This is a genomic window from Paraburkholderia sp. BR10954, from assembly GCF_040965775.1.
In the GTDB taxonomy this organism is placed as follows: Bacteria; Pseudomonadota; Gammaproteobacteria; order Burkholderiales; family Burkholderiaceae; genus Paraburkholderia; species Paraburkholderia youngii.
On sequence record NZ_JBFRCK010000131.1, the window covers coordinates 1 to 3,290 of the forward strand.

The 3,290-nt window shown below is 59.0% G+C and carries 3 protein-coding genes and 1 pseudogene; 1 reads left to right on the plus strand and 3 read right to left on the minus strand.

Features of this window, described 5'->3' with window-relative positions; translation table 11 throughout:
• The 3 genes from AB4Y34_RS41220 to AB4Y34_RS41230 form a co-directional block, all read right to left on the minus strand.
• A partial coding sequence (locus tag AB4Y34_RS41220; protein ID WP_368719232.1) for a transposase zinc-binding domain-containing protein occupies window positions 1-312 on the minus strand: 312 nt, incomplete at its 3' end.
• 8 nt (window positions 313-320) lie between these two features.
• Window positions 321-1,244, minus strand: coding sequence for a tyrosine-type recombinase/integrase (locus AB4Y34_RS41225; RefSeq protein ID WP_368719233.1), 924 nt, complete (start codon window positions 1,242-1,244; stop codon window positions 321-323).
• Window positions 1,245-1,549: 305 nt separating this feature from the next.
• Window positions 1,550-2,361, minus strand: a protein-coding gene (locus AB4Y34_RS41230; RefSeq protein WP_176369389.1) for an IS5 family transposase whose coding sequence is annotated in 2 segments (ribosomal slippage) — window positions 1,550-2,013 and window positions 2,013-2,361 — 813 coding nt in all. Because the reading frame shifts where the segments join, the coding sequence is not laid out codon by codon here.
• Window positions 2,362-2,934: 573 nt separating this feature from the next.
• On the opposite strand from AB4Y34_RS41230, the pseudogene AB4Y34_RS41235 reads away from it, so the two are divergent.
• Window positions 2,935-3,290 (plus strand): annotated as a pseudogene (locus AB4Y34_RS41235) (transposase); the annotation flags it as partial.

Sequence of the window (3,290 nt, forward strand, 5' to 3'; positions counted from 1 at the left end):
GACAAGGTCATCGCCATGCTCAAGGCGAGGCTTTAATGGAGAGTAGCAGGGGCGCGGGCTCCCCGGCTCGCGCTCGATCGACGTGTCTACTCCACATACGGAAAGACTCCCCATAAGGCACGAGTTGTACGTGATGCGCTGATGTGAGCACGCATTGCACTGCTCGAGATGGGCGCCGAGCGCGGCGGTACGACACAGTTCGATGGCGCTCATCACGCGACGCTGGGCACGACTGAGCCTCTCGGCATGGGTTTGCCGATACTGGGGGCCGCAGCGGCGGAAGATGTCCGCCACTTCGATCGCCGGTCGCATGACTGCGTTCAGACGTCCTCTGGCGCAGCGGGCGCAGACGGAATGGGTGCGGGGTGCGGAAGCAGGTCGAAGGGGCTGGTGGTGGAGCACACGGTGCTCGTGGCCATCGTCAGGTACCGCGAAGTGGTGGCAAGGGACCTATGGCCCATGAGCAGTTGGATCTTGCGCACATCAGTTCCGGCTTCGAGCAGATGAGTGGCGAACACATGCCTCAGCACATGCGGCGTAATCGGCTTCTGGATGCCGCTGCGCTGCCGTGCCCTGTTGCATGCCTGCCAGATCGCGGCAGTGGTAATCGGGTGTCCGGGGATGTCGCCGGGAAAAAGCCAGTCGCGAGGGTGAGCATTGAGCCAGTACGTTCGCAGGATCTCGAGCAGCCGTGGTGAGAGCATCACGAAGCGGTCCCTGCGGTTCTTCCCCTGGTTCACGCGGATGACCATGCGCTGGCTGTCGATATCGGTGGTCTTCAGGTGCGCCACTTCTGAAATCCGGAGGCCGGCGGCATATGCGCTCATCAGAATGGCGCGGTACTTCAGGCTGGAAATAGCGTCGAAAAAGGTTGTTACCTCCTCGAGGCTCAGGATGACGGGGAGTTTCAGCGGCTTCTTCGGCAATGGAAAGTCCTCGTCGCTCCAGCCGCGCTTGAGCGTCACGCGGTAGAGGAAGCGCAGTGCACCGATCGTTGGGTGGAGACTGGCGGGCGCCAGCTTGCGCTCTTCCCGAAGATAGATGAGCCAGGCCCGTATCTCCTCGGGACCCAGTAACTCGGGCGAACGGCGAAAGTGCCGGGCGAAGCTTGAAACCTGAAGAAGATAGGACCGCTGAGTATTCTCGGCGAGATTACGGATCTGCATGTCGTGTAACATACGTTGACGTAGTGGCGTCACGGAGCACCTCATGGAAACAATGATGAAGCCCGGGTGGGCGTTCATATATTGCTCCTGGAAGCGTCCGCTTCTCCTCGCCGATGATCGAGCGCCTGATTACTACCTCTGATGAACGTAAGTTATAGGCGCTCGCTCTCCACCCCTACCGCGTAGCGGTTTAGTGCAAGAAAACTTATTTTAATAGACCCGATTTTGCGCATGTTGCGGCTACGTAATGCCTGCGACGAACTGCTCAAGCACAACGATCCGTCCCAGAAGCGAGTTCAGCTCCTTGTGCTCCAGACCACGCAATAGGGTTCGGACCGATTTGCCATCTCCTGAAATTTCCTCTCTTTAGTAACTTACAGGCGTTAACAAAATGATTCTTTCAGCTTTCGCCAGCAGATGATGCAGCAGGCGATTTTCATGAAGGCTTCGTGGATAAATGCGAGGCGTTCGAAGCGGATGCGAAGTCGTCGAAAGTTGTGAAGCCATGAGATGGTGCGCTCGACAACCCAGCGTGTTTTACCGAGTCCGCTGCCGTGAGGCTTGCCGCGTCCGGCGATTTCAGTGGTGATGCCGGCAGCGTGTAGCGGACGGCGGTATTTGTCGTGATCGTAGCCCCGGTTGCCCTGAACGATGCGGGGCTTCGAAAGTGGCCGGCCTCGCTTGCCAGCGATAGGCGGGATCGCGTCGACCAGCGCGTTAAGCTGCGTGACATCGTGACGGTTAGCGCCGGTGAGAATTACCGCGAGCGGGATGCCCTGCGCTTCAGTAATGAGGTGGTGCTTTGAACTTGGTCGCGCGCGGTCGGTGGGATTCGGTCCCGTTTTTGACCTGCACCTACCGCGCGGATCGAAGAGGAGTCGACAACGACGCGGGACCAGTCAATCCGGTCGGCGTCGCGAAGCTTCGCGAGCAGGACTTCATGCAGCCGGTCCCAGACGCCGGCGGCCTGCCAGGCTCGCAGACGGCGCCAGAAACTCATGCCGCTGCCGCAGCCCATCTCACGTGGCAGCAGGTCCCAGCGCAGGCCGGTCTGCAGAATGAACAGGATGCCCGTGAGCAGCGCACGATCATCGAGTGGCTTGCGCCCCGGATAACGGCTTCGCCTTGGTTTTGCCGGGGGCAGCAACGGTTCGATGAATGCCCAAAGTTCGTCGTCGAGTATGGGTTTAGCCATGTCCTTTTCGTCGTCGAAACAATGAAAAGGTTAGCAGGATTCATCGAGAGTAAACAGCCCCTTTGTTCATTTTGTTAAGGGTTCTTAGTGGACGAAGCGTGTCGCGTGCAGATCAGTTCGCCATGCCACGACACCGTGGCTGACAAGTCCTCGCACGTCCATCATGGAGCAGGTGATCCCCGACTTCTCGGTGATCAACCGGCACGAGCACAACACGCCGGCGCTCCTGTCGTAGCGACAATCGTCGACCCGTCTACCGGCGGTTCTTCGATACCGTTGAAATCGACGGCGAGTTCTACAGGGATGGGACTTCATGGCGAATTCTGCGTTTGACCCTCTCGTCGATTCGCCAAGCGGTAGCTTGGGCGTGCGCATCGATCCATTGTTTCGCAATCCGCAGCCGCCGAAATTTCAAGTCAGATCGTCGACTGCATCAATGAGGTGAGCTTTCGCGGATCCTGGGTACCGGCGGTGCCGCAGATCGAATTGATCGTAAGCGGTCCATCTTTAGCGTCTGGCAGTGATCGCCAGGAGCGAGGAGCATAGGCGTCCACCTATTCGAGGTGGACACCTATGGCTGACAAAGACTCAGAGTTAAGAGTCGTACGACAGAGCCGTGATGGCCGGCGTCGCTACGACGAGCAAGGTAAGCGCACGCTGGTCGAGGCCGCGCTGCAACCCGGCGTTTCCGTCGCGCGCATGGCTCAGGAACACGGGATCAATGCCAATCTGCTACGTAAATGGATCACAAAATACCTGCTGGAGCGGGAGAAAGGCATCTCGCCTGCACCACAGGAGCCTGTGCTGAGCATCACGAGACGGCGCCTGCGGCAGCAGTGATCGATGGCGTGGCCATCGACCTTCTGGGTCCGTGCAAGGCCGCATCACCCACGAAAACGTCATCTGCATTCGTCCCCGTCGTTTCGGTG

Coding starts and splice junctions, on each gene's coding strand:
- AB4Y34_RS41225 (WP_368719233.1), bottom strand. CDS start 1,244: ATGAACGCCCACCCGGGCTTCATCATTGTTTCCATGAGGTGCTCCGTG.